This is a genomic window from Saccharothrix sp. NRRL B-16348 (assembly GCF_001280085.1).
In the GTDB taxonomy this organism is placed as follows: domain Bacteria; phylum Actinomycetota; class Actinomycetes; order Mycobacteriales; family Pseudonocardiaceae; genus Actinosynnema.
This window is the reverse complement of sequence record NZ_LGED01000044.1, coordinates 1-3,501: the sequence shown is the minus strand read 5'-3', so window position 1 is coordinate 3,501 and position 3,501 is coordinate 1. Positions and strand designations below refer to the sequence as shown.

Sequence of the window (3,501 nt, the reverse complement as noted above, 5' to 3'; positions counted from 1 at the left end):
ACGATCCACGGCGGCGACTCACCCCTCCTCACGACCGAACATGATCCACATCGGGCAGACCCGACGCCACCACAGTGATCATTTTGTTAGGACCAGTAACACCGCCCGCAGCTCCCGAACCTGGGCACCATCGAGGAACGCACGCTCGTACTCACCGACCACCACCGCGTCAACCCGATCCACGTTCGCCGCGATGTAGCGCAGCATCGCCGCCGCCCGAGGCCGCAGATGCCACGGCACCTGACGAGAGCACCCCGCTTCGAAGTACTCGCCCATGATCGTGCCGTGCCCGCCGGTGAGCCTACGGGACACATCCAGCTGCCACGCCCGCGAAGTACGAGGATCCTGATGCTCAAGCGTGGAAGCGCGACCGTAGAACAGGAACCGCAGACTGCCGACAGGAGTCGCGTCCATGGCCGGGACGCCCGACGGGACCGTGGCGGCGATCCACTCGGCGAGCGTGGTCGGGAGTGGCAGGTCGGACACCGTCATGCTTGGTCCTCGACGTCGGAACGGGGATGGACGCCGGGGTGACGAGGTGCCCTGGCCGCCATGACAGAGAACTACGGAGATGCGCTCGATCGGAGCAGTCCGAGCCGCCGGCTTGTCAGCACGACTGCGGCATTCGCTCGCCTGGCCGTGCTCGACCGGCCCCAACGACCGCAGGTCATGCAACTGCCATGCGGGCTCGATCATCCGGCGCGCCACCGGCACCCTGAACGACACCTGTCCTCCGATGCGGTCACCAGCCTCGGTCAACGCCCGTCAAACGGTGGGTTCTGTCGCTGATTGCGTGATCAACGAGTTCGGGTGGCTGCTGGCAGGTGTCGCGGGTCTGTGATCATGGTCGGGGTGTGATCGTGACTGGTTGGGAGCCTTGCTGCCGCACCTCGCCGGCGTGGGGTGGAGCGGGAGGACAGCGGCCTGCTCGGGAGTCCACGGGCGTCAGCCGGGTAATTCCGCACGGCGCGGTGAAGGTCGTCTGCGTCGACGTGGCCATAGTGGACGTCCTGGTACTGGCGCGCACCGCCGCCAGCGCCGTCCTGTCCTACCGGTCGGTGGTGATCTACGGCAAGGTCATCGTCGTGCTTGAGGACAAGTGGGGGAAAGGCCCGAGCGCTGGAGACCATCGCGACCACATCATGCCCGGCTACGCCAGGGGCTCCCGCGCACCGATGACATCACGCTCACACACGTTGGCATCATCCGGATCGATTTCGAGCACGTCTCGGCGAAGGTCCGCAATAACGGACCGTCTGTGGAGGAGGGCGGAAGGTCACCCGAGTGGGCGTATCGCGGAGCGGGACGGTCCCCGTGTCCGGACGTGGGTATCCGACGAGACACATCACCTGCTCTACGAAGGAAGTGATCGTGATGCGCCGCCACCTTCTGACGATGACGCTCGCCGCCGTGATGACCGCTACCGCCGTCGGCCCGTCCACCGTGACCGCCGCACCGGCCGACGACGAAGACCAGGTGCCCCTGTTCGTCGCCGCGAACCGGGAGATCGCCTCGACCTTGCAGATCGCGGTCTGCATCATCAAGTTCGACCCAGCCAGCGGTAAGGGTGAGTTCGGGGTCAGCACCCTGAGCCCGAAGGACACTCCACAGGGCGCGTGCGTGGCCGTGCCGGCCCCCTTGCCGCCCACCAACGCAGTCGAGGACTCCACCCCGCGGGACGTCAAGGACGACTACTTCGACGGCGCGGTCGTCGTCAATCGCGACGGAGTATGGAGCCAAAGCGTCATGGCCTATGCCGACAGCAACGGCGACATTCGCTACTCCGTGGGCCATGGTTACGTCGGGCCGACCGGTGTCCATGTCTATGGAACCGAAGCCGGGAACTATTTCGAATCCGAAAATGATCGAACTGCCGTTGATCCTGACAAGGTGACGAAGATCTTCGTCAAGTTCCCCAAGCCGCCCGGCGTGTGACCCCGCAAGTGGCCGCGAACGATCCCGGTTGAGCGTGACGGGCAGCGCGCAGGAGCGGTGCGCTCGCACTGATCGGCGTTGCACCGCAATCGCGCACCGAGCAACGGGTCTGCGTGGATCGGACCCGATTGGTTCGTCTTCCGAGTGAAACACCGTCCGGCGGCGGACGATCGGGATCAGCGGTGGTTCCATGCCGGTCATGGAGGACGATGCGGCTCTGTTGGCGGCACTACGTCGTGGGCAGATGCGGGCTCGGGGGTTCTCCGGCCGCGGGAACAGCATGGGACACCCCGCCGTGATCGGTGAGCGCGCGGGGCCGGTGCTGCGCAAGCACCTGCCGGGCGTGGGAGGCGTCATCGTGCGTGCCGATCTCGGAGGGTTGCGCGGCTCGGACCTGGACGCGCTCATCGCCGACCAGTGCGCCTGGGCCACCAGACTGGGACTGCCCATCAAGTGGAACCACCACGACGGCCTGCCCGAGGATCTGCCCGCCCGGCTGCGCGCGGCCGGGTTCCGGGTCGGCGAGGAGGTGACGCTGATGATCGGTCGGGCCGCGGACGTGGCGGCCGCGGCGACGGCTGCGCTGCCCGCGGGCGTCAGGGTGCGCGAAGTGACCGATCGCAAGGACTTCGACCGCGTGCGGCAGTTGGTCGAGGCTGCCCGCGACGCCCCGTGGCATTGGCTGCCCTCGGCCTTGGAGTACTGGGTCGACGACGAGGTCGACCCGTGCACCGTCCTGGTGGCCGAGAGCGCGGACGGCCGAGTCGTCGCCACCGGCTGGGTCCGGTTCCACACCGGCACCGATTTCGCCTCCACCTGGGGAGGCGCAACCCTGCCGACCTGGCGCGGCCGAGGACTCCACCGCACCCTGGTGGGACGCCACGCCCGTCTCGCCGTCGACCGCGGCCACCACTACCTGTACAGCGAGAACCTGCCCACCAGTCGGCCGACCGCGGTCCGACTGGGCTTCACCCCCGTGCGCACGTTGACCCATACCACTTCACACCTGGCGGTTGAGATCCCGACTCGGATGCGGGCAGCGTCAGGCTGGTCGGGTGATCACCGGTTGCAGCCCGTCGGAGGCGCTGACCCCGGCTCGCTCTCGTCTGTTTGCTCCATCGCCGACACCAGCCACATCTCGTCCCCCGCTACTTCGGGGCCTGCTACGTCCGCTGCGCGATCACATGGGCAGCCGGTCGCTCCGCCTCGCTGGCAACCTTGCTGTAGTCGCGGCGACCCGGCTCTCGCCGGATTTCGGGCACATCGGCGAGGGTTCGCCGGTCGGTGTCACGCGGAGAGAACGGCCCATCCCTTCGCTTCGAGACGTGCCCGCGCTCCTGGAGTTCCCGCCTCCTCCACCGTCGCGTGGCTGTGCAGGACGGCGCGTGCATGGGGCACGCGTACCTCGACGGGAGCAGCCGCGGTCGACAGCGCGACGACGATCCGATCCGGCCCGTCGACCGACCTCTAGTGTCCTGCGCCAGGAATTCGATCAAGATATGAGGCGAGGCGTTCGAGGATCTCGTCCGCGTCCTTGGTCCAGACGAAGGGCTTGGGGTCTTCGTT

At 67.5% G+C, this 3,501-nt stretch carries 3 protein-coding genes; 2 read left to right on the top strand and 1 reads right to left on the bottom strand.

Annotation, left to right across the window (positions count from 1 at the left end):
• Window positions 1-78 precede the first annotated feature (78 nt).
• The gene (locus ADK67_RS07195) at window positions 79-492 is read right to left on the bottom strand and encodes a hypothetical protein (protein ID WP_053715605.1); all 414 of its coding nucleotides are present in this window, start codon (window positions 490-492) and stop codon (window positions 79-81) included.
• A 903-nt stretch (window positions 493-1,395) separates the two neighbouring features.
• On the opposite strand from ADK67_RS07195, the gene ADK67_RS07190 reads away from it, so the two are divergent.
• Both ADK67_RS07190 and ADK67_RS07185 read left to right on the top strand, forming a co-directional pair.
• Window positions 1,396-1,935: a hypothetical protein gene (locus ADK67_RS07190; RefSeq protein ID WP_157619989.1), complete on the top strand. Its 540-nt coding sequence runs from the start codon at window positions 1,396-1,398 to the stop codon at window positions 1,933-1,935.
• Window positions 1,936-2,134: 199 nt separating this feature from the next.
• Complete coding sequence (locus tag ADK67_RS07185) at window positions 2,135-3,406, top strand: GNAT family N-acetyltransferase (protein ID WP_157619988.1); 1,272 nt, start codon at window positions 2,135-2,137, stop codon at window positions 3,404-3,406.
• Window positions 3,407-3,501: the final 95 nt, after the last annotated feature.